This is a genomic window from Limnohabitans planktonicus II-D5, assembly GCF_001270065.2.
Taxonomy (GTDB): domain Bacteria; phylum Pseudomonadota; class Gammaproteobacteria; order Burkholderiales; family Burkholderiaceae_C; genus Limnohabitans_A; species Limnohabitans_A planktonicus.
In genome coordinates, this window is sequence record NZ_LFYT02000024.1 from 36,796 (window position 1) to 57,940 (window position 21,145).

General features: G+C 61.0%; 22 protein-coding genes. 9 read left to right on the plus strand and 13 right to left on the minus strand.

The features are described from left to right. Window positions 1–43: 43 nt before the first annotated feature. Window positions 44–751: a flagellar basal body P-ring formation chaperone FlgA gene (flgA, locus tag H663_RS35985; RefSeq protein ID WP_165803937.1), complete on the minus strand. Its 708-nt coding sequence runs from the start codon at window positions 749–751 to the stop codon at window positions 44–46. Window positions 752–936: 185 nt separating this feature from the next. Between flgA and flgB the strand changes: the two genes are divergently transcribed. From flgB to H663_RS36010, 5 genes are read left to right on the plus strand one after another with little or no spacing between them, the layout of a single operon-like run. Next, the gene (gene flgB, locus H663_RS35990; RefSeq protein WP_053176817.1) at window positions 937–1,341 is read left to right on the plus strand and encodes a flagellar basal body rod protein FlgB; all 405 of its coding nucleotides are present in this window, start codon (window positions 937–939) and stop codon (window positions 1,339–1,341) included. An 18-nt stretch (window positions 1,342–1,359) separates the two neighbouring features. Next, window positions 1,360–1,764, plus strand: a complete 405-nt coding sequence (flgC, locus tag H663_RS35995; protein ID WP_053174652.1) for a flagellar basal body rod protein FlgC — start codon at window positions 1,360–1,362, stop codon at window positions 1,762–1,764. A 22-nt stretch (window positions 1,765–1,786) separates the two neighbouring features. Next, the gene (locus tag H663_RS36000) at window positions 1,787–2,440 is read left to right on the plus strand and encodes a flagellar hook assembly protein FlgD (RefSeq protein ID WP_053174655.1); all 654 of its coding nucleotides are present in this window, start codon (window positions 1,787–1,789) and stop codon (window positions 2,438–2,440) included. Between the two features lie 24 nt (window positions 2,441–2,464). Next, window positions 2,465–3,703, plus strand: a complete 1,239-nt coding sequence (gene flgE / locus H663_RS36005) for a flagellar hook protein FlgE (protein ID WP_053174657.1) — start codon at window positions 2,465–2,467, stop codon at window positions 3,701–3,703. A 25-nt stretch (window positions 3,704–3,728) separates the two neighbouring features. Further along, window positions 3,729–4,466, plus strand: a complete 738-nt coding sequence (locus tag H663_RS36010) for a flagellar basal body rod protein FlgF (RefSeq protein ID WP_053174660.1) — start codon at window positions 3,729–3,731, stop codon at window positions 4,464–4,466. Between the two features lie 237 nt (window positions 4,467–4,703). Here H663_RS36010 and H663_RS36015 read toward each other — a convergent pair whose 3' ends face one another. Then, on the minus strand, window positions 4,704–5,402 hold the full coding sequence (locus tag H663_RS36015) for a response regulator transcription factor (RefSeq protein WP_053173209.1): 699 nt from the start codon (window positions 5,400–5,402) through the stop codon (window positions 4,704–4,706). After that, on the minus strand, window positions 5,399–6,994 hold the full coding sequence (locus tag H663_RS36020; RefSeq protein WP_053173211.1) for a sensor histidine kinase: 1,596 nt from the start codon (window positions 6,992–6,994) through the stop codon (window positions 5,399–5,401). The genes H663_RS36015 and H663_RS36020 overlap by 4 nt, the downstream gene beginning before the upstream one ends. Window positions 6,995–7,147: 153 nt before the next feature. Here H663_RS36020 and H663_RS36025 point away from each other — a divergent pair, with 153 nt between their 5' ends. The 4 genes from H663_RS36025 to H663_RS36035 all read left to right on the plus strand — a co-directional run bounded on the left by H663_RS36025 (window position 7,148) and on the right by H663_RS36035 (window position 9,183). After that, window positions 7,148–7,621, plus strand: coding sequence for an Lrp/AsnC ligand binding domain-containing protein (locus H663_RS36025; protein ID WP_053173213.1), 474 nt, complete (start codon window positions 7,148–7,150; stop codon window positions 7,619–7,621). Between the two features lie 234 nt (window positions 7,622–7,855). Further along, window positions 7,856–8,026: a hypothetical protein gene (locus H663_RS42540; protein ID WP_420844060.1), complete on the plus strand. Its 171-nt coding sequence runs from the start codon at window positions 7,856–7,858 to the stop codon at window positions 8,024–8,026. Next, window positions 7,992–8,180, plus strand: a complete 189-nt coding sequence (locus H663_RS42545; RefSeq protein WP_420844061.1) for a helix-turn-helix domain-containing protein — start codon at window positions 7,992–7,994, stop codon at window positions 8,178–8,180. The genes H663_RS42540 and H663_RS42545 overlap by 35 nt, the downstream gene beginning before the upstream one ends. Before the next feature lie 109 nt (window positions 8,181–8,289). Beyond that, window positions 8,290–9,183 carry an NAD(P)-dependent oxidoreductase gene (locus tag H663_RS36035; RefSeq protein ID WP_053173217.1) on the plus strand — a complete coding sequence of 298 codons (894 nt, stop codon included), beginning with the start codon at window positions 8,290–8,292 and terminating at the stop codon, window positions 9,181–9,183. Here H663_RS36035 and H663_RS36040 read toward each other — a convergent pair. From H663_RS36040 to H663_RS36080, 10 genes are all read right to left on the minus strand, one after another. After that, entirely contained in the window at window positions 9,173–10,546 is a 1,374-nt protein-coding gene (locus H663_RS36040) for a leucine-rich repeat-containing protein kinase family protein (protein WP_053173219.1), read from the minus strand. The genes H663_RS36035 and H663_RS36040 overlap by 11 nt on opposite strands. Window positions 10,547–11,271: 725 nt before the next feature. Continuing rightward, window positions 11,272–11,448 (minus strand): hypothetical protein, encoded by a 177-nt coding sequence (locus H663_RS41690; protein WP_165803938.1) that lies wholly within the window; start codon window positions 11,446–11,448, stop codon window positions 11,272–11,274. A 513-nt stretch (window positions 11,449–11,961) separates the two neighbouring features. Then, window positions 11,962–12,783, minus strand: a complete 822-nt coding sequence (gene hutG, locus H663_RS36045; RefSeq protein ID WP_053173221.1) for an N-formylglutamate deformylase — start codon at window positions 12,781–12,783, stop codon at window positions 11,962–11,964. Continuing rightward, a complete protein-coding gene (hutI, locus tag H663_RS36050) occupies window positions 12,780–14,090 on the minus strand; it encodes an imidazolonepropionase (protein WP_053173222.1) in 1,311 nt (436 codons plus the stop codon). Before hutI ends, hutG begins: the two co-directional genes overlap by 4 nt. 16 nt (window positions 14,091–14,106) lie before the next feature. Continuing rightward, window positions 14,107–15,804: a urocanate hydratase gene (gene hutU / locus H663_RS36055; protein ID WP_053173224.1), complete on the minus strand. Its 1,698-nt coding sequence runs from the start codon at window positions 15,802–15,804 to the stop codon at window positions 14,107–14,109. 41 nt (window positions 15,805–15,845) lie between these two features. After that, window positions 15,846–17,411, minus strand: coding sequence for a histidine ammonia-lyase (gene hutH, locus H663_RS36060; protein ID WP_240620550.1), 1,566 nt, complete (start codon window positions 17,409–17,411; stop codon window positions 15,846–15,848). Window positions 17,412–17,618: 207 nt separating this feature from the next. After that, window positions 17,619–18,404 (minus strand): histidine utilization repressor, encoded by a 786-nt coding sequence (gene hutC, locus H663_RS36065; protein ID WP_116695910.1) that lies wholly within the window; start codon window positions 18,402–18,404, stop codon window positions 17,619–17,621. Between the two features lie 78 nt (window positions 18,405–18,482). Continuing rightward, window positions 18,483–19,265 carry an ABC transporter ATP-binding protein gene (locus H663_RS36070; RefSeq protein WP_205872740.1) on the minus strand — a complete coding sequence of 261 codons (783 nt, stop codon included), beginning with the start codon at window positions 19,263–19,265 and terminating at the stop codon, window positions 18,483–18,485. Further along, window positions 19,262–20,095 carry an ABC transporter permease gene (locus H663_RS36075; RefSeq protein ID WP_053173229.1) on the minus strand — a complete coding sequence of 278 codons (834 nt, stop codon included), beginning with the start codon at window positions 20,093–20,095 and terminating at the stop codon, window positions 19,262–19,264. The genes H663_RS36070 and H663_RS36075 overlap by 4 nt, the downstream gene beginning before the upstream one ends. A gap of 4 nt (window positions 20,096–20,099) precedes the next feature. Next, on the minus strand, window positions 20,100–21,065 hold the full coding sequence (locus tag H663_RS36080; RefSeq protein WP_053173231.1) for an ABC transporter substrate-binding protein: 966 nt from the start codon (window positions 21,063–21,065) through the stop codon (window positions 20,100–20,102). Window positions 21,066–21,145 lie beyond the last annotated feature (80 nt).

Consider the following 21,145-nt stretch of genomic DNA (forward strand, 5'->3'; position numbering starts at 1 on the left):
CAGTCCTGATTTAGGTCTTTTGTGGAACGATTTGAAAAATAATTCAAAAAGGTATCCAGACTGTTCGTTCGTCCACCACCTTGCCTGTGACGATCCGACCGTTGTCCAAGCGCACACGAATTGGCTCCCCCAATTTTCCGGGGCTCAAAGATTGGCCCTCGCTTGCCAGTTCAAATCCAGGGGCCTGCAACAGCAACTTGACTTTGGTGCCTGCTGCAAAAGCGGGGGGGGACTGGAGCAGGGAGGCTCGCAAGGCCTCGCCCATGGACACATTGCGTGACAAGCTTTTCCCAAGCCAGTCCTGACTGGCCAGCACGATCGGAGAAGCGTTGGCTGCCCAATCCACCTCAGCTTCTTGAACATGCTCAGATGTGAGTAAGGTGCCCGCAGGCAAGTACCTGACCACAGTCAATGCCGGGCCATACGCCTTGATGGTGATGGGCATGAAGACTTGCCAACGCGCATCGTGCGAAGCACAGCGCAAGCCGATGCGCGAGCGCCCCCACAGCACCGTGCCAGCCGGCAAAAAGGGTTCGACCTTTTCACAGGGGCTCAAGCTCAGTCGGGTGTCCAACTGGCCGACTTGAATGTCCATCCGCAAATTTTTCGGAAGTTTTGACTTGCTCGATTGCAGTTCAGACGCGATCCAGCTTTGCGTCAACGCACGCCAGTCATTGTCTGTTTGTGCCGTGCTCAAGCAAGCATACAAACCCAAGGCAGCCAGGGTGGTGTTTTTGTAAATCCAATTCAAGGCGAACTCCTCAAGGGTTTTCATGAAACAAGTGCGCCATCAAGGCGGTGCTGGCGTGCGAAGACCCTGGAAATGTAGGCGCACATCAGACATTGAAAAGCTTGAACTGAAGGAGAAAAACCGATGTATTCAAAGCAATGAAATTCACAAAAATTTTGATACTAGAGCGCAACGAGGATTTAGACATGCTTGCACAAATGATGACAAATCTGGACTTCCAAGGCCAAGCCTTGTTGCTTCGATCGCAAAGGCAACAGGTACTGGCCTCCAATATCGCCAATGCCGACACCCCCGGCTATGTCGGTCGTGAATTTCATTTCACGCAAAAACTGTTGGAAGCCACTGGCCAAGGCGCAGCACCAGGCGCTGGCGTGCAGTCAACGCATGCGGCCCACATGCCCTTTCGGTCCCCAGTGCTGAGCACGCAGGAGCTCTACGCCATGCCCAGCCAGCTCAGTGCAGACAAAAACACCGTCGACATGGACCGCGAGCGTGCGAGTTTTTCCGACAACGCATTGCACTACGAAGCCACTTTGCGCTTCATCAATGGTCAAGTGCGAACGCTGTTAAGTGCCATTCAAGGGCAATGACTCTGAAGGAAAACAGCCATGTCCATGCTTTCAATTTTTCAAGTCTCCAGCAGCGCCATCAGCGCACAGTCGCAGCGCCTGAACGTGGTGGCCAGCAACTTGGCCAATGCCGATGCCGTGGCGGGCCCAGATGGGCAAGCCTACAAGGCGCGTCAAGTGATGTTTCAGTCGATCCCCATGGGTTCTGACGCCACGGTGGGGGTTCAAGTCAGCGACATTGTTCAAAGCAATGAACCGAGCCGAAAGAACCATCAACCCAGTCACCCCAGCGCAGATGCCCAGGGCATGGTGACGTACTCCAACGTGAACCCCATCGAAGAGATGGTCAACATGATTTCAGCTTCACGGGCCTATCAAAACAACGTCGAAGTCATGAACACGGCCAAAACCTTGCTTCTCAAAACCCTGCAAATGGGCCAATGAACTTTTTCCAAAAGAGCACACCATGATCGCCAGCGTCTCCAGTCTCAATGCAAGCACGCCTGCAGCTGCTCCTTTGGCTCCCAGCAGGGCGCAAAGCGGCGCCGAAATGCAGGACCGTTTTTTAAAACTGTTGGTGGCACAGCTGAACAACCAAGACCCCATGAATCCGATGGACAACGCGCAGATGACCTCCCAAATGGCGCAGATCAACACCGTCACGGGGATTCAAAAAATGCAGCAAAGCATTGAACTGATGACCGGGCAAATGCAGGCCTCACATAGCCTGCAAGGTCTGCAGATGATCGGCCGTGATGTGCTGGTCAACGGCGACCGCCTGTCTGCACAAGCCTCAGGCGTGTCACGTGGCGCATTTGAGCTTGCCAGCAGCGCGGAGCAAGTTCAGCTGGAGGTCTTCAATGCAGCGGGTCATAAAGTGGGCAGCAAAGATTTGGGACCTATGAATGCAGGGCGTCAGGACTTTTCATTGAACGCCAGTGATTTTCCGCAAGGCACGCATTTCAAAATCAAAGCCAGTCAATTGGGCCAAGCTGTTCAAGCCCAAACGATGGCCTATGACAAGGTGGTCTCGACCGCAAACAGCACGGCAGCGGGTTTGTCGTTCAGGCTGCAAAACAGCGGTGATGTGAGCTATTCACACATCAAGTCGGTTTATTAATTCCAAACAGTCAAGGAGTCATTCATGGGTTTTCAATACGGTTTGTCTGGCATGAATGCGGCCAGCAAAAATCTCGATGTCATTGGCAACAACGTGGCCAACGCCAACACCACTGGATTTAAATCTTCGCGCACCGATTTTTCGCAAATGGTGGGTTCGGCCACGGGTTCGAGCAGCAACCTGTTCGCAGGGCAAGGTGTGGCAGTGGGCGCTGTTTCGCAGCAATTCTTGCAGGGCAATGTCTCGGCCACCGGCAACGCGCTGGATGTCGCCATCAATGGCAATGGTTTTTTGCAATTGGAAATGGCCGACGCCAGCACGACTTACACCCGCGCGGGCAGTTTGCAAATTGACAAAGATGGGCAACTCGTGAACCGACAGGGTGCGAAGGTCATGGGCTTCAAAACCGATCCGACCACTGGGGCTGTCGTAGGCCGGACACCCTCAGCCATCACTGTGCCTCTTGATAAAGGCATTGTGGGTCAAAAAACTTCTGCCATCACGGCCAAAGTCAATCTTGATGCGCAAGCGCCTGCGTATGACACAGCCACCAATACACCGGCCTACACCACCTACAGTTCATCCTTCGATGTGTACAACAGCCAGGGTGAAGCCAAACCTGTCAATTTGTATTTTGTCAAATCGGCCCCAGCAATCCCCAACTCATGGGAAGTTCACTATCAGGTGGACAACGCCACCCCATTTGCAATGGCTGCTGGTAATTTGCTGAGCACGGTCACTTTCAACAATGATGGATCGTTTAAATCAGCAACACCTGCCTTGCCGACCATTCCATTCAAAGAAGCTGACAAAACAACCGACATCCATGCATCGGTTGACCTGAAAGGCCTGACCCAGTTGGCCGCTCGTTTTTCCGTCAGCAAGCTGAGCCAAGATGGCTACGCTGCAGGCAATTTGAACAGCGTGTCGATTGAGCCCGATGGCAGCGTCTATGCGCGCTACTCCAACGGCAAGAGTCAATCGCAAGGCCAGTTGGTCTTGGCCAAATTCAACAATTCACAAGGGCTGGTCTCCACCGTTGGCGGCAATTGGATAGAAAGCCCCTCTTCGGGAAAACCGGTCAAAGGCACGCCCAGCAGCGAGAATTTCGGCAGCCTTCAATCGGGTTCTTTGGAAGAGTCCAACGTGGACCTGACGGCCGAGTTGGTCAACATGATGACGGCGCAGCGGGCCTATCAAGCCAACGCTCAAACGCTCAAGACGCAAGACCAGGTCATGTCCACGTTGGTCAATCTGCGTTGATGGATCAGACACGGAAAGTCTCACCATGGACCGATTGATCTACACCGCCATGTCCGGTGCCAACGCCGCGATGCAAAGGCAAAGCGTGCTGGCCAGCAATTTGGCCAATGTTTCCACGCCTGGTTTTCGTTCTGAATTTTCCACTTACCGCTCAGTTCCCTTGGAAGGTGAGGGCCCCAGCACGCGTGTTTTTGCACTCGAAACCACAGCGGGTTACGCCGACACACCTGGCCTGGCGCAATCGACGGGCAATCCCCTGGATGCGATGGCCAAAGGGGGTGCCTGGTTTGCTGTGCAAGGCCTTGATGGTGTTGAGGCCTACACGCGGGCTGGTGCCATGCATGTGAATGCAGAGGGTGCCCTGGTCAATGCCCAAGGTCTGCCCATGCTCGACGATTCGGGGGCACCGCTGAATATGGCGGCCCATGCAGAACCCAGCATCGGCACCGATGGAACTGTGACGGCAAAAGTTGCGGGCCAAACGGGCGTCGTTGTGGGGCGGCTCAAACTGGCCACCCCGGAACCCGATCAGCGCTTGCTTCGAGGAGCAGATGGTTTATTCAGAATGCCAGATGGGGCATCTTTGCCAGCCGACGCCACGGCACGCATGGAGACGGGGGTGCTCGAGGGCTCCAACGTGAACGCTGTGGAAGCCATGGTCGGAATGATTCATGCAGCCCGTCAATTTGAAATGCAAATGCGGCTTTTGCAAAACGCAGAAACCAACGACAAAAGCGCCGCCAATTTATTGGGTCTGGGTTGAACCTAGAAAACGCAGTTGACCGCTTTGAACCCGCTGGAAACCCTGATGTATTCTGAATTCTGTGAGCACGAAGACGCTCACCTTGTGGGTAATCCCGCTACGCACCCGATGGCACAGCCCTGGGGGGCACTGGCGGCGTTGCTCGTCGTTGCAGGGGTGCAGCCTGCGGCCTCCTCGCGCCTGGCCATTGCCCCCCATGGCTGCACCCTCGGGCGCGTTCAACTGCGTTTTCTAGGATCATTCCAAGCGATACCCCAAGCCACGTACCGTGTGGATCAGGGCGCGGCCCTGCCCCTCGTCAATCTTGCTGCGCAGGCGGCGGATGTAGACATCCACCACATTGGTGAGCGGGTCCTCATGGGTGCCCCAGACATTGGCCAAAATGCGTTCTCGGCTGAACAAACGCCCGGGGTGGCGCATCAGCAACTCCAGCAAAGCCAGTTCGCGGGCGGTCATGTCCAGCGGCTTTTCGCCCCGGCGAGCGCGCATGGTGGTCAGGTCCAGCAAGAGGTCGTCGACTTGCAAGGCCTCTGCTTTGAGCTGGGGTTCGCTGTGGGCACGCCGGGCCAAGGCGTCGATGCGGGCCAGCAGCTCTTCAAATGCAAAGGGCTTGGGCAGGTAATCGTCCGCCCCCAACCGCAGACCTGCCACCCGGTCTTCCACCGTGCCCAAGGCGGTGAGCATGAGGATGGGCAGGCCCACCCGGGCCGCGCGCAGGCTCTGACACACCTCCAGCCCGCTCAGCCCCGGCAGCATCACATCCAGCAGCACCACCGTGGGCGGGTCGGCGCTTTGGCGTTCGCGGTGCGCGCGCTGCGCCAGCGCCAAGCCGTCGGGGCCATTGCGGGCCACATGCACCACATGGCCTTCGGCACGCAAGCCGCGTTCCAGAAAGTCGGCCACGCGGCGGTCGTCTTCCACCACCAGAATGTTCATGCGTTTTCTCTCTGCTTCAGGGGCAGGCTCAAGCTGACTGTGGTGCCCCGTCCGGCGACCGAGGTGATGTCGAGTGTTCCACCGTGGGCCTCGGCCAGCGCAAGCGCCAAAGACAGGCCCAGGCCCACGCCATCGGCCCGATGGCGGCGTGCCTGCTCACCGCGAAAGTGCCGCTCGAACACGCGAGGCAGTTCGTCGGCCGATATGCCAATGCCCTGGTCGACCACATGGGCGTGCCAGTCCTTGCCATCGGTCGAGGTCTGCAAGCTCACCTGTGCGCCTTCATTCGAGTAGCGGATCGCGTTGTCCAGCAGCAAGACCATCAGCTGGCGCAAACGGGGGCCGTCGCACCACAGGGTCAAATCCGGCGAAGCCATGTTGTCCCACACCACCGACACCTGCCGCTGCTGGGCCAGGGCCTGCACCTGCGCAAGCGCTTCATTCACCGGTGCGGCGACAGGCAGGGCCTGGGTCTGCACCCACAAGGCATGGGCATCGCTGCGGGCCATGGTGAGCAGATCGTCAATGACCTGCCCCAGCTGAGTAGAGATCTCCACGATCCGGCGCAGGCTGTCCTGGTAGTTGTCGCTGGTCTTGGTTTTGCCACGCAGCGCGATTTCGGCCTCACCGCGGATGGCGGTGGTGGGCGTGCGAAGTTCGTGGCTGATGTCGGCAAAAAGCTGGCGGCGAGACGCATCCACCTGCTGCAGCGCATGCAAAGCCTCTTGAAGCTCGGCGGTGCGGGCATTCACTTGGCGCTCCAGTTCGTGCCGGGCTTGTGTTTCGCGCTCGCGGTGTTGCTGCAACTCCACGGCCATGGTGTTGAGTGTGTGGGCCACGGCGGCAAACTCGTCGGTCCCGCGCTCGTCCATGCGGTGGTGAAGTTCTCCTCGCTGCAGGGCTTGCGCACCACTGTTCAGGTTGTTCAGCGGCCTGCGCAGTGCTTGGGCGAAATACAGCGCAAAAGTGGCGGCCAGCAGCGCAATGGCCAAAGTGGCCAGCAGCACACCCCCTGCCAGTTGCAGCAGGGCGCGGTCGGCGGCGTTGCGTTCACGCATTTCGGCAGCTTGCTCGCGCGCAATGGTTTGCCTGACGTGCTCTCGCAAATCTTGGCCTTGTGAGGTGTCGAACGTTCGTTTGAACGCATCCCAGGTGGCGGCGGGGTCGGCGTCAGCAGGCAATGGGCGCACAGTGCGCAAGGCGACATCCAGTTCGTCCACGCTGTGCCGCAGCATCGCCAGGGTGTCTTGCCGATCACGCCAGTCGCGCTGCGCGCGCGCTTCGTCCGTGTCCAGAGCCAAGGCTTTTTGGGTCAAGGCTTGCAAACTGTCGAGGGTTTTGCGCATGTCGCTGATGTGTGCGTCACGCTCGGCCGGGTTGGGGTTGGGCAGCAACAAGGCTTGTGAGGTCCAACTGCGCAGACGCTGCTTGCTGGCGGCCAGTTGCCAATGCCCTTTGACCAGGTCACTTGCCACCCTTCCGCGGGTCACTTGCGCCGAAGCCGATTCAATCGCCCACCATGCCAGTGCCCCTTGCAGCAAAGCGGCCAAGGCCAGACAAACCAGCGCCAGACTCAGACGTCGACCAAACATGCACCGATTGTGACGGGGCGGCGAGCACCCACATGAACCTCAGATGAAAAAAGCATGAAGAAAGCAGGCTTTGCTTCATATGCGTCGCCATCGTCTGCATGAATGGCCGAACAATTCACCAAAATCAAGGCCATCCCATAAATAAGGTGAAGCATGAACCCCTCAAGCCCAGACATTGACCGCACCGACCGCCGCATCCTGGACCTGCTGCAACGTGATGGCCGCATCAGCAACCTCAAGCTCGCCGAAGGCGTGGCCCTGTCGCCCACGGCGGTGCTGGCGCGGGTGCAGCGCCTCACACGCGAAGGGTTCATCCTGGGCTACGAGGCGCGGCTGAACCCGCTCAAACTGGGTGCGGGCATGATGGTGTTTGTGGAAATCTTGCTCGACCGCACCAGCCCCAATGTGTTCGAGCAGTTCAAGGCGGCGGTGCAGGTGCGCCCCGAAATCATGGAGTGCCACATGGTGGCCGGGGGCTTTGACTACCTGCTCAAGACCCGCGCCGCCGACATGAACGCCTACCGCGAATTTGCCGGCACCGTGCTGTGGCAACTGCCCGGCGTGCGCGAAACGCGCACTTATGCGGTGATGGAAGAGGTCAAGAACACGACGGCGCTGGCCTTGTAGCGGCTTGTTCTGCCACCCGATTGATTCGGCCCATTGAAGTCTTGAGCAACAGGCAAGGGATGAATTTTTGTAGGAGCCCACCCTGTGGGCGATGGGTGCGCAGCACACCCAACAAGCCATCCCTGTCTTCGCTTAAGCTTTGACAACACCTTTGACCATTGAATCCTTCAAAGGGCCGACCCGACACCTTCAATTCAGCAAAGCTGGATGAAGGTGACTTTTTGGAGATTTGTCATGACGCCTAAACCCAAATTCAAAAGCGATGCCCTGCAGGCGGCCCATGCATCGGCCAAAGCCTTGCTCAAAGTCGGCGGGATCGACAAGGCCACCCTGCGTCAATTGGATGCTTCTTGCTGGGTCACGCCCCACCTTGCTGGCACCCGATCAAATCAAACAATTGCGTGAGCGTGAGCATGTGAGTCAACCGGTCTTCGCCCTGTACCTCAACACCAGCGAATCCACGATTCAAAAGTGGGAAACCGGCAACAAGCAGCCCAGCGGCATGGCCTTGAAGCTGCTGGACATTGTGCAAAAACACGGATTGCAAGTGCTGACCTGAACGCTTGATTTCAGGGGTACTGAAGGCCGTCTCCGGCTGCACAGGCGACAGCCCCATCCTGTACTTTCTCCCAGAATGACCGCTCATTCACCACACACCAGAGACTCACATGCAACACATCGGATTTGTCGGCGCTTCGGGTTTGATGGGCCATGGCATGGCCAAGAACATCCGGGCCAAGGGTTTTGATTTATCGATCACGGTGCACCAACGCACCGCGCCTGTGCAGGACTTGCTGGCGGCAGGGGCGCGGCAGGTCAGCGCTTATTCCGACTTGGCGGCATGCGACGCGGTGCTCATTTGTGTGACCGGCTCACCCCAGGTCGAGGCGGTGGTGGCCGGGCCGGGCGGCATTTTGTCCCAGGCACGCGCGGGCCTGATCGTCATCGACACCTCCACCAGCGAGCCCGAGTCCACACGCCGCCTCGCAGCCTTGTGTGCTGCGCAAGGCGTGATTTATGTGGACGCACCGCTGACGCGCACGCCCATCGAGGCCGAGGCGGGCAAGCTCAATTCCATGGTGGGCGCATCACCCGAAGTGTTTGCCCGCATCGAGCCCGTGATTCGCGCCTACAGCGAAAACGTGTTCCATGTCGGCGAAATGGGCTCTGGCCACGTCATCAAGCTGCTCAACAACTTTGTGGCGCAGGCCATTTGCACGGCCACGGCCGAAGCTTTTTCGGTGGGGGCCAAGGCGGGCGTGGACCTGGACAAACTGGTGCAGGTCATCTCGGCTGGGGGCGTGAATTCGGGCCTGTTCCAGCTGATGAGCAAAACCCTGCAGGGCGACTACGGCGCGATGAAGTTCGAGCTGAACAACGCGGCCAAGGATTTGCGTTACTACTCGCACCTGACCGAGAGCGTGAAAGTGCCCTCCATGATTGGCACCAGCGTGCACCAGGCCTTGAACACGGCCGTGGCTTTGGGCTACGGCAGCGAGATGGTGCCCTCGCTGGTCAAGGCGCAGGCCCAGCTGAATCAGGTCACGATCGTCAAGGCTTGAGGGTTTGGAGGGCTTGGGCCACCTCCACCGCAGTGGGTCGCTGACGCGGCTGATCTGACAGGCAGGCACGGGCCAGTGCTTGCAGGGTTTGGACGGCTGCGTCGGCTGATGAGTCATCTGCTGTTGAGGACGTGCCTGACTCGTGATGCCAAGGTGTCATGGCAGAGGCTGGCGATGGGGGCTGCACCGCAAGGGCCAATTCTTCCAGCAAACACCCCAAAGCCCGCACCTCCAGCGCCAGCAGGCTTTGTCGCAGCTCGGGTGTGTCCCCGGGCAATCGCGTGGCCGCGCCAAAGTCACCCAGCCGCGCCTGACCGTGCACCGGGTCCATCAGGATGTTGTGGGCATACAGGTCGCCGTGCATCACACCACGCTGGTGCAGGTGCGCCAGCGCATGGGCCACATCGTGGGCAATGCCCAGTGCCAAAGAGGATGAGAGTTGAAAGCCCGGCGGGTACACGTCGCGGGTGCAGCTTTGCAGACTGGGCGGCCCCGCCAGATTGATGTGTGCGGCGGGAATCAGCGGCATCAGCAAACCCTGGGCTTGCGTGGGGTGGTCTGTGAGCCGTGCCACCGGCGTGGTCAGGCTCGGGTGCTGGCCCGCCGCCAGACAGGCGGCCAGTTCGTCTTCGGGCAGGCCATCACTGGTGACAGCCCCTTTGAACAGCTTGAGCGCCAAGGCGTGTGGCCAATCCGTGGCCAGCACGCGGTGGATGTGGCCCGAAGCGCCCTCGCCCAGCAGCGGGCCGTGCGTCAGATCGGGCCAAGCGATGCCTGGCAAGTCAGACCCTGCGGGACAAACCCAGCCCAGGGCATTGCCCGCCAAGGCCAACCAGGACAGGCGCGGTAATTCGGTCAGCCAGCCGGGCACCTTGCCCAGACGGTTGGCCGAAACGCGCAGCAATTCCAGTTTTTGAGCAGCCTGCAGGCTATCGGGCAGCCCGGTGAGTTGGTTGCCCGCCAGCATCAGCTTTTGCAAAGCGGGGCGTCGGCCCAATTCGGTGGGCAAATGGCCGATGGCGTTGTCCGTCAGGGTCAGCCATCGCAAGGCAGGGGGCAGCGAGGCGGCAGGCACATGGGCAATCCGGTTGGCCTTGAAGCCGACCATTTGCAAAGCCGGGCAATCGCCCAGCACTTCGGGCAGCACTTCAAATTCGTTGTCCGAGGCAAACAGCACCTGCAACTTGTGCAGTTGGCTCAGCTGGTGCGGAAAATCGCGCAGGCGGTTGCCGCTCAGGTTGAGCACCTCCAGCGTGTCGGCCAGGGCAAAAACCTCGTCCGGCACTTCGGTCAGGCCGCAAGACAGATCTAGGCGGCGTGTGCCCGCCAGTGCGCCGCTGCGCAGTTGTTCAAGGGTGTGCATGCCGGAAAGTGTGTTCGGTGTGTGTCGTTGCAAAGGGCTTGATTGTGACTTGAGTGCACTTGACGCTTTGGGTGGATGAAACCAACTGCACATTTGTAGGTCGGTGGTCGCAGACCTCGACAAATGCTTGCTCACCGCAACTGCCAGAGAAGTGCTTGTGCTTGATGGGAAACGTCGGACTCTTCGAGTACCGACCTACGGGAGGCGGTCATGCGGGGGTGGTTTCCATAAAGGCCAGCACCGCGTCCAGCATGCGCTGCACATTTGTAGGTCGGTGGTCGCAGACCTCGACAAATGCTTGCTCACCGCGACTGCCAGGAAAAGGGCTTGAGCTTGATGGGAAACGTCGGACTCTGCGAGTGCCGACCTACGGGAGGCGGTCATGCGGGGTTGGTTTCCATAAAGGCCAGTACCGCTTCCAGCATGCGCTGCACATTTGTAGGTCGGTGGTCGCAGACCCCGACAAATGCTTGCTCACCGCGACTGCCAGCAAAAGGGCTTTTGCTTGATGGGAAACGTCGGACTCTGCGAGTGCCGACCTACGGGGGGCGGTCATGCGGGGGTGGTTTCCATAAAGGCCAGCACCGCTTTCAGTATGCGCTGCACATTTGTAGGTCGGTGGTCGCAGACCCCGAAAAATGCTTGCTGACCGCGACTGCCAGGAAAAGGGCTTTTGCTTGATGGGAAACGTCGGACTCTGCGAGTACCGACCTACGGGGGGGCGGTCATGCGGAGGTGGTTTCCATAAAGGCCAGCACCGCTTCCAGCATGCGCTGCACATTTGTAGGTCGGTGGTCGCAGACCCCGACAAATGTTTGCTCACCGGTTTTGCCAGGGAAAAGGGCTTGCGCTTGATGGGAAACGTCGGACTCTACGAGTGCCGACCTACGGGAGGCGGTCATGCGGAGGTGGTTTCCATAAAGGCCAGCACCGCTTCCAGCATGCGCTGCACATTTGTAGGTCGGTGGTCGCAGACCTCGACAAATGCTTGCTCACCGCGACTGCCAGGAAAAGGGCTTGAGCTTGATGGGAAACGTCGGACTCTTCGAGTGCCGACCTACGGGAGGCGGTCATGCGGGGGTGGTTTCCATAAAGGCCAGCACCGCTTCCAGCATGCGCTGCAAATTTGTAGGTCGGTGGTCGCAGACCCCGACAAATGCTTGCTCACCGCGACTGCCAGCAAAAGGGCTTGTGCTTGATGGGAAACGTCGGACTCTACGAGTGCCGACCTACGGGAGGCGGTCATGCGGAGGTGGTTTCCATATAGGCCAGCACCGCTTTCAGCATGCGCTGCACATTTGTAGGTCGGTGGTCGAAGACTCCGACAAATGCTTGCTGACCGCGACTGCCAGGAAAAGGGCTTGTGCTTGATGGGAAACGTCGGACTCTTCGAGTGCCGACCTACAAGTGGGCGGTCATCCCGGGGAGGTTTCCACAAGGGCCAGCACGGCCTCCAGCATGCGCCGTACATGGGGTTGTACGCCTTTCGCCACCTCAGGCAGATAGTCAAACGGCCAGCTTTCCTGCATGTAGCTGCACTGCGTCATTTCCAGCTGCACGGCGTGGATGCCTTGCGCCGGATTGCCATACTGGCGCGTGATGTGCCCGCCCTTGAAGCGGCCATTGAGCACGGCGGTGTAGCTCGGTGCTGACTGGCCAATGGCCAGCAGCTGCTCGGCCAGCAAAGGTGAGCAGCTGGTACCGTCTGCCGTGCCCAGGTTCAGGTCGGGCAAACGGCCTTCAAAAAATCGCGGAACCACCGAGCGGATCGAGTGCGCGTCCCACAAGGCCGCGACGCCATGCTGCGCCTTGATGCGGGTCAGCTCTTGCGCCAGTTGCGCGTGATAGGGTTGCCAAATGGCTTCGCGGCGCTCGGCAATTTCGGCCTCGCCTGGCACATCGGCCGGGTCGCGGTACAGCGGCTGGTCGTCAAACAAGTCCACCGGGCACAGGCCCGTCACGCTTTGCCCGGGGTACAGACTGGCTCCGTCTGGCGGGCGGTTCAGGTCGATCACAAAGCGCGAATGCGTGGCCACCAGCACCGAGGCCCCCAGCGCGTCGGCAAAGTCGTACAGGCGTTCCAGATGCCAGTCGGTGTCGGGCACGCGCTGGGCCTCGTCGGTGAACCGTGCGGCCAATGCGGGCGGCACATGCGTGCCCACATGCGGCATCGAAATCAGCAAAGGTCGCGTGCCTTGGCGAAAGCGAAAAGGGGGTTCGGTGGTTTGAAAAGTCATGCTTGATGAGGAGACAAGGGTGGATGTTCGGGCAAGGGGCTCATTCGGTGCAGGCCCATGCCATCGACCGCCAAACGGCCCTGGCGCACCACGCTGCAGGCCGGGCGTTGGCCCAGCCAATAGGCGAGTTCTGCCACATCGCCCAATGGCCACAGCACAAAATTGGCAGGGCACCCGGCTGAAATGCGGCCATGTGTGGCCTGCAGGCCCAACGCCTGCGCGGCATGGCGTGTCACGCCCGCCAAGGCCTCGGGCACTGTGAGGCGAAACAAGGTACAGGCCATGTTGACCATGAGCAGCAAACTCAAAGCAGGCGAGGTGCCCGGGTTGTGGTCGGTGGACACGGCCATGGGCACGCCAGCAGCACGCAGGTCGGCAATGGGCGGCAAGTGGGTGTCGCGCAGGGTGAAGTAAGCGCCGGGCAAGAGCACGGCCACTGTGCCCGCTTGACGCATGGCGGCGATGCCTTCGGCGCTCAGGTGTTCGATGTGGTCGCACGACAGCGCCCCGAAGCGTGCCGCCAGCGCCGAGCCACCCATGTCCGACAGCTGCTCGGCGTGCAGCTTGACCGGCAAGCCCAGCGCTTGCGCGGCCTGGAAGACTTGCTCGGTCTGGGCCAGCGTGAAGCCAATGGTTTCGCAAAACACATCCACCGCATCCACCAGGCCTTCGGCAGCGAGCGCGGGCATCATCTCTTCACACACCAGACGGATGTAGTCGTCGCTGCGTCCGGCGTATTCGGGTGGCAGCGCATGCGCCCCCAAAAACGTGGTGCGCACCGTGACGCCAAACACCTCGCCCAGCCGCCTGGCCACACGCAGCTGTTTGCGCTCGTGCGCCAGGCTCAGGCCATAACCCGATTTGATCTCGATGGCGCACACGCCTTCGGCCAGCAAAGCCTGCAAACGGGGCACGGCCGCGTCGAACAAGGCTTCTTCGCTGGCCTGGCGCGTGGCCTTGACGCTGGACACAATGCCGCCCCCCGCTCGCGCCACCTCTTCGTAACTGGCACCGGCCAAGCGCATGGCAAATTCGTTGGCGCGTTGGCCGCCGTACACCAGGTGCGTGTGGCAGTCGACCAGGCCGGGCGTGACCAAGGCACCTTGGCCGTCGTGTGAGGGCAGTGGCCGGTAAGCGTCTGGCAAATCGGTGTGTGCACCCACCCAGGCGATGGCCCCTTGCGCGACCACGATGGCCCCATCGGGCAGGGCTGGTGTACCTGCACCCAAGGCCTCAGGGGCCAGGTGCAAGTGATGCCAGACGCCGTCGGCACTGGGCATGGCCGCCAAGTTGAAACCGTCAGTCATGGTTCGCTTCACCACATCACTTGATCATGGGCAACTTCAGCCCTTGCTTTTTGGCGGTGGCCACGGCCAGCTCGTACCCGGCATCGGCGTGGCGCATCACGCCTGAGGCGCTGTCGTTGACCAGCACACGCGCCAGGCGCTCGGCCGCTGCGTCGGTGCCGTCGGCCACGATGACCATGCCCGAATGTTGTGAATAGCCCATGCCCACGCCGCCGCCGTGGTGCAGGCTGACCCAGCTGGCGCCGCCTGCGGTGTTGAGCAAGGCGTTCAGCAGCGGCCAGTCGCTCACGGCGTCGGTGCCGTCTTTCATGGCTTCGGTCTCGCGGTTGGGGCTGGCCACCGAGCCGGTGTCCAGGTGGTCACGGCCGATCACGATGGGGGCTTTGAGTTCGCCCGTGCGCACCATCTCGTTGAAGGCCAGACCGGCCAGGTGCCGCTCACCCAGGCCCAGCCAGCAAATGCGTGCAGGCAGGCCCTGAAAGCTGATGCGTTCACGCGCCATGTCGAGCCAGCGGTGGGTGTGCGTGTTGTTCGGAAACAGTTCCTTGATTTTGGCGTCGGTTTTGTAGATGTCTTCGGGGTCACCCGACAAGGCCACCCAGCGGAACGGGCCCTTGCCTTCGCAAAACATGGGGCGGATGTAGGCGGGCACAAAGCCGGGGAAGTCGAATGCGTTTTTCACGCCATGGTCAAAGGCCACCTGGCGGATGTTGTTGCCGTAATCCACCGTGGGGATGCCCATGGCCTGAAAGTCCAGCATGGCTTGCACCTGGGTGGCGCAGCCTTGTGCAGCTTCGGCCTTCAGGCGGGCGTGCTGTGCGGGGTCGTGCTGGGCGGCTTTCCACTGCGCCACGGTCCAGCCCGGGGGCAGGTAGCCGTTGATCAGGTCGTGCGCCGAAGTCTGGTCGGTCACCAGATCGGGGCGCATGCCGCCTGCCTTGGCGCGACGCACCAACTCGGGCAGGATCTCTGCCGCGTTGCCCAACAGGGCAATCGAGATCGCCTCTTTGGCGGCGGTGTGGTGTGCGATCAGGGCCAGAGCATCGTCCAGGTCTTTGGCCTGCTTGTCCACATAGCGGGTGCGCAAACGGAAGTCGATGCTGCTTTGCTGGCATTCGATGTTCAGTGAGCACGCTCCGGCCAGCGTGGCGGCCAAGGGCTGTGCGCCGCCCATGCCGCCCAGTCCGGCCGTCAAAATCCAGCGGCCTGTCCAGTCGTTGTGGTAGTGCTGGCGACCCGCCTCCACAAAGGTCTCGAACGTGCCTTGCACGATGCCTTGGGTGCCGATGTAAATCCACGAGCCCGCCGTCATCTGCCCGTACATGAACAGGCCCTTGCGGTCGAGTTCGTTGAAGTGCTCCCAATTGGCCCACTTGGGCACGAGGTTGGAGTTGGCAATCAGCACACGCGGCGCGTTGGCGTGCGTCTTGAACACGCCCACGGGTTTGCCCGATTGAATCAGCAAGGACTCGTCTTCGTTCAGGTCTTTGAGAGAAGCCAGGATTTGGTCAAAGCAGGCCCAGTCGCGGGCGGCGCGGCCAATGCCGCCGTAGACCACCAAGCTTTGCGGGTTCTCGGCCACCTCGGCGTCCAGGTTGTTCTGGATCATGCGGTAAGCGGCTTCGGTGACCCAGTTCTTGCAAGTGAGCGTGCTGCCACGCGGCGCACGCACCACGCGGGTCGGGTCGAGGCGGGGGTCGATGGAGGGGGTCATGGGGTCTCCTTGAGGGTGAGCAATGGATACATAAGAGGCGTTCAGCGCAGGCCGGGCAAATCAAGGCCCGAGCCGCATTGCAGCAAGGCACCGCTTTTGACCATGTCGATGGCCGCTTGCATGTCGGGCTGGATGTGGCGGTCGTCGCTCAGGTGCGCTACGCGTGTGCGCAGCAAAGCCATGGCGCTGGCCAGGGGCGCACTGGTGTGCAGCGGCGCATGAAAGTCACAGCCTTGGGCCGCGGCCATCCACTCGATGCCGATCACCGCCATGGCGTTGTCGGCCATGGGCAGCAGGCGGCGTGCACCGTGCGCGGCCATGGACACATGGTCCTCTTGGTTGGCCGAGGTGGGGATCGAATCGACACTGGCCGGGTAGGCGCGTTGTTTGTTTTCTGAGACCAGCGCAGCCGCGGTGACCTGCGGGATCATGAAGCCCGAATTGAGTCCCGGCTTGGGTGTCAGAAATGCGGGCAGCCCCGACAGCGCCGGGTCCACCAGCATGGCGATGCGGCGCTCGGCCAAAGAGCCGATTTCGCAAATGGCCATGGCGATCATGTCGGCGGCAAAGGCCACCGGCTCGGCGTGGAAGTTGCCGCCCGACAGCGATTCGTCGGTGTCGCTGAAGATCAGCGGGTTGTCGGACACGCCGTTGGCCTCGGTCTCCAGCAACTGGGCGGCGTTGTGCAGCACATCGAAACACGCGCCCATGACCTGCGGCTGGCAGCGCAGGCAATACGGGTCTTGCACGCGCTCGTCCCCCTGCAAATGCGAGGCGCGGATGGCGCTGCCGCTGAGCAACTGGCGCAGGGCCTCGGCGGTGGCGATCTGCCCCCGGTGCTTGCGCAGGCGGTGGATGCGGGCATCAAAAGGCGCGTCCGACCCCTTGGCCGCATCGGTGGCCAAAGCACCGGTGAGCAGGGCCGACTGGAACAGGCGCTCGGCTTCAAACAAACCGGCCAATGCGTTGGCGGTGGAAAACTGCGTGCCATTGAGCAGGGCTAAGCCTTCTTTGGGGCCGAGCGTCACCGGGGTCAGGCCCACGCTGGCCAGCGCTTGTTCGGCGGGCATGCGGCCTTGGGGCGTGTCGGCATCGCCCATGCCGATCATCACGGCCGTCATGTGCGCCAGCGGGGCCAGATCGCCCGAGGCCCCAACCGAGCCCTGACAAGGCACCACCGGGATGATGCCCTGGGTCAGCATGGCTTCCAGCAAAGCCAGCGTGGCCGGGCGAATGCCCGAAGCGCCTTGGGCCAGACTGGCGATTTTCAAAGCCATCATCAATCGGGTGATGGCCACCGGCGTGGCTTCGCCCACACCCGCAGCGTGCGAGAGCACGATGTTGCGTTGCAGGGTTTCCAGGTCTTCGGCAGGAATGCGCACGCTGGCCAATTTGCCAAAGCCGGTGTTGATGCCGTACACAGGCTCGCCCTTGGCCACGATGCGGGCCACGCTGTCGGCACTGGCTTGAATCGCCGTGGCGCAAGCCGTGTCCAGCACGGGAGTAGCGCCCCGGTAAATGGCGCACCAATCGACCAAAGGCACCTGGCCGGGAATGAGGTTCAAAAATGTGTGTGTCATGTGCTGGGTGCTGAGGGGATGGGTCATGACCAGCTTATTCAGCCGGCCTGTTGAAGTCTTGAGCGAAAGGCCTGTCGCAGGTGTGTTGGTGTAGGAGCCCACCCTGTGGGCGATGGGCGTGGCACACGCCCCTGAAACCATCGCCCACAGGGTGGGCTCCTACACGAGAGGCAGAACGCGTGAAACGGAGGAGAGAACTGGCAAACATCATGGGCCTTCAGTTTCGTGCAGGCATCAGGTCGACATCGGGTTGCCACTGGCGCTGTAGCGGCTGCCCAGGCGGTAGCGGCTGGCCGGGTGCAGGCAGCGCACCAGGGTCACCGGCACGCCCTGGGTCCAGGTGCGGCGTGTGAGCAGCAAGCAGGGCTCGGCCGCGTCCATTTGCAGGCGCTGCGCCTGCTCGGGTGTGGGCAGCACCGCATCGACCACATGCTCGATTTCGTCAAACGGCACGGTGCGCACCAAAAATTCCGAAGGCTGTTGCTGCGTGAAATCTTGCTGCGCAAAGTCGGGCACCACCTGCGGGTTGACAAAGCGGTCTTCGAGCTGAATGGGCACGCCATCTTCCAGGTGCACACACACCGAATGGAACACCGACTCGCCGGTGCGCACATTCAGGGCGGCAGCCACTTCCAGGGTGGCCGCCACGCGTTCGACCACCAACATTTCGCAGGCGTAGTCGTGCCCGCGTTGGCGGATTTCGCTGGCCAGGTTGACGATTTGCAGCAAGTTGGCCTGCGGTTTTTGTTCGGCCACAAAACTGCCCACACCGGCCACGCGCACGATGCGCCCCTGAGTCACCAACTCGCGCAAGGCCCGGTTGACGGTCATGCGCGAGATGCCAAACTGCGCCACCAGCTCGTGCTCGGACGGCAGGCGGTCACCCGCACGCAGCGTGCCGTCTTGAATCTGGCGGGCAATGTGGTCCTTGACCTGCTGGAACAAGGCCACATCGCCCGAGGCCGGCCGCGCCGCCCGCGCTTTGTGCGGGCGGTGGGCGGTGGCCGTGTCAGTGGCCATGTGTGTGGCCAACTGGGCGGGAGAAGGAGCAAGGCGGGTCATGAAGGGCGTCGGTTTCAAAGCAGCGTGAAAGCTGACTCAGTGCAGATCGGTGGCCATGGCTTCGGCACGAATTTCTTCGGTCAGCCGCGCCTTGAGGGCCATGAACTCGGGCGAGGTCTTGATCGTGTAATGCCGGGGGTGCGGAAAGTCCACCGCCAGCTCGGTCTTGATGCGGCCAGGCCGGGCGCTGAACACCGCCACGCGGTTGGCCATGAAGATGGCTTCGTCGATGTCGTGCGTGACGAACAGCACGGTTTTTTGGGCGGACTCCCAAATGCCCAAGAGCAGCTCTTGCATCAGCACGCGGGTCTGGTTGTCCAGGGCACCAAAGGGCTCGTCTAGCAACAAGATTTTGGGGTCGTTGGCCAGCGCCCGTGCAATCGCCGTGCGCTGCTGCATGCCGCCCGACAGCTGCTTGGGGAAGTGCTGCTCAAACCCGCGCAGCCCCACCTTGGCGATGAAGAAATCGGCCCGTTCTTTTTGCTCGCGCTCGGGCATGCCGCGCTCGCGCAGGCCAAAGCGGATGTTGTGCTCGATGGTCAGCCACGGAAACAGCGTGTAGCTCTGAAACACCATGCCCCGGTCGGCCCCCGGCCCTTGCACCGGTACACCGTCCAGCAGCACCTGCCCGGTGGTGGGCTGGTCCAGCCCCGCCACGATGCGCAGCAAGGTGGATTTGCCGCAGCCCGATGGCCCGAGGATGGTGACGAAATCGTTTTCGCGCACCTCAAAATCCACCGGCGTGAGCGCCTGGGTTGTTTGGCCTTTGGGCGAAGTGAAGACGCGTGAGACGCCTTGAATGGACAGTTGGCTGCTCACAGTGAACTCCAGGCAAACAGGCGGCGGTTGAGCGCCTTGAACGCAAAGTCAGACACCAGCCCGATCAGGCCGATGACGATGATGCCGAAGATGATTTGCCCAGTGTTGAGCAGCGCCTGGCTGTCGGTGATCATGTGGCCAATGCCAGACGACGAGCCGATCAACTCGGCCACGATCACATAGGTCCAGGCCCAGCCCAGCACCAGGCGCAAAATTTCGGCGATCTCGGGCGCAGCACCTGGAATCAACACCCGTTTGACGATGCCCGCCGGGTTGGCCCCCAGGGTGTATGCGGCTTCGACCAGGTCACGCCGGGCCGCGCCCACACACACCGCCACCATCAACACGATCTGAAACACCGAGCCAATGAAGATGACCAGCACCTTTTGCAATTCGCCAATGCCGGCCCACAAGATCAACAAGGGGATGAAGGCAGAGGCGGGCAAATAACGACAAAAGGACACGAAGGGTTCCAGAAAAGCCTCGACCCCCTTGTGCGCGCCCATGGCAATGCCCAGCGGCACGGCGATCAGGCTGGCCAAAATGAAGCCCGCCAACACGCGCCAAATCGTCATGCCGATGTCGAACATGAAGTTGAATTCGGTGAACAAGAGGATGGCCTCTTGCACCATGGTCACCGGGCTGGCCAAAAAGGTGGGCGAGACATAACCGCCCAACGTGAAAAACGCCCACGCGGCAAAAAACAAAATGAAAAAACCGATGCCCAGCAACCACCGCGACTGCGCGCGCACGGGCTCCAGCGGGGCCAGTGCGCGGCGGCGTGGCCGCACAGCGATCGATGGGGTCGAAGTCGGGTGTACGCTGGCCATGGCTTTACTTGATGAAGCTGGTGTCAAACATGGCGTTGAAGTCGGTCGGTGCCCTGCGGATCACACCGGCTTCCAGCAAGATGGCGGCGGCGTCTTTCATGAAGGTTTGCAACTCGCCCGCAAAGAACTTCTGGTTGGCCGCTTTGTCTTGCCAGCGCAGGAAGGATGAAGATTTGGCAAAAGCCTCGCCGGTTTGCTTGACGGCCGCGCCCATGATCTCGTTGGATTTGGCCGGATCGGTCTTGATCATCTCCAAGGCATCAAAGTAGGCATTGGCCAAGCTTTGCGCAGCCTTGGGGTTGGCCTTGAGCCAATCCGGCGCGCAACCCACGGTGTCCATCACCATGGGGTAGTCGAGCGTGGTGGCCAAAATCTTGCCGGCCTGTGGGTTGTTGCGCACGGTGGACAAATAGGGCTCGTAGGTCATGGCCGCATCGTTTTGACCCGCCACAAAGGACTGCGCAGCGGCCTGGGGCGACAAGGTGGTGATCTTGACGTCTTTCATGCTCATGCCGTTTTTGCTGAGCATCCAGGCCAAGCCGAAATAGGGTGCCGTACCGGGCGCATCCACGCCAATGCTTTTGCCCTTGAGCTCGGCAAAGCTGTTGATGTTGCCCCGCACCGCAATGCCATCGGCCCCAAACGACTTATCGAGTTGAAAGATCTGGACGATGGGCACGCCATTGGTGTTCCAGGCCACATGCGTTTCCACCGTGGTGGCCGCGCACTGAATGGCCTTGGAAGCCAGGGCCAGGTGGCGGTCTTTCTGGGGAATCATTTTGATGTCGACATCCAGGCCGTGTTTCTTGAACAAACCGGCCTTGTCGGCCAGGGTCAGCGGGGCAAAGCCGGTCCAGCCGGACATGCCCAAAGCGAGCTTGACCTCTTGGGCCTGGACGGGGACCGCCAACGTGGCGGCGAAGGCACCGGCCAGGATCAGCGATGCGAATTTGACAGGGGATTTGCGCATGAAGGAACTCCTTGTGTTGACCGCGACCCGCAGGTTTGAAGCATGCGTGGCCGAAAACCGAAGACTCAGGGTAAGGCCGT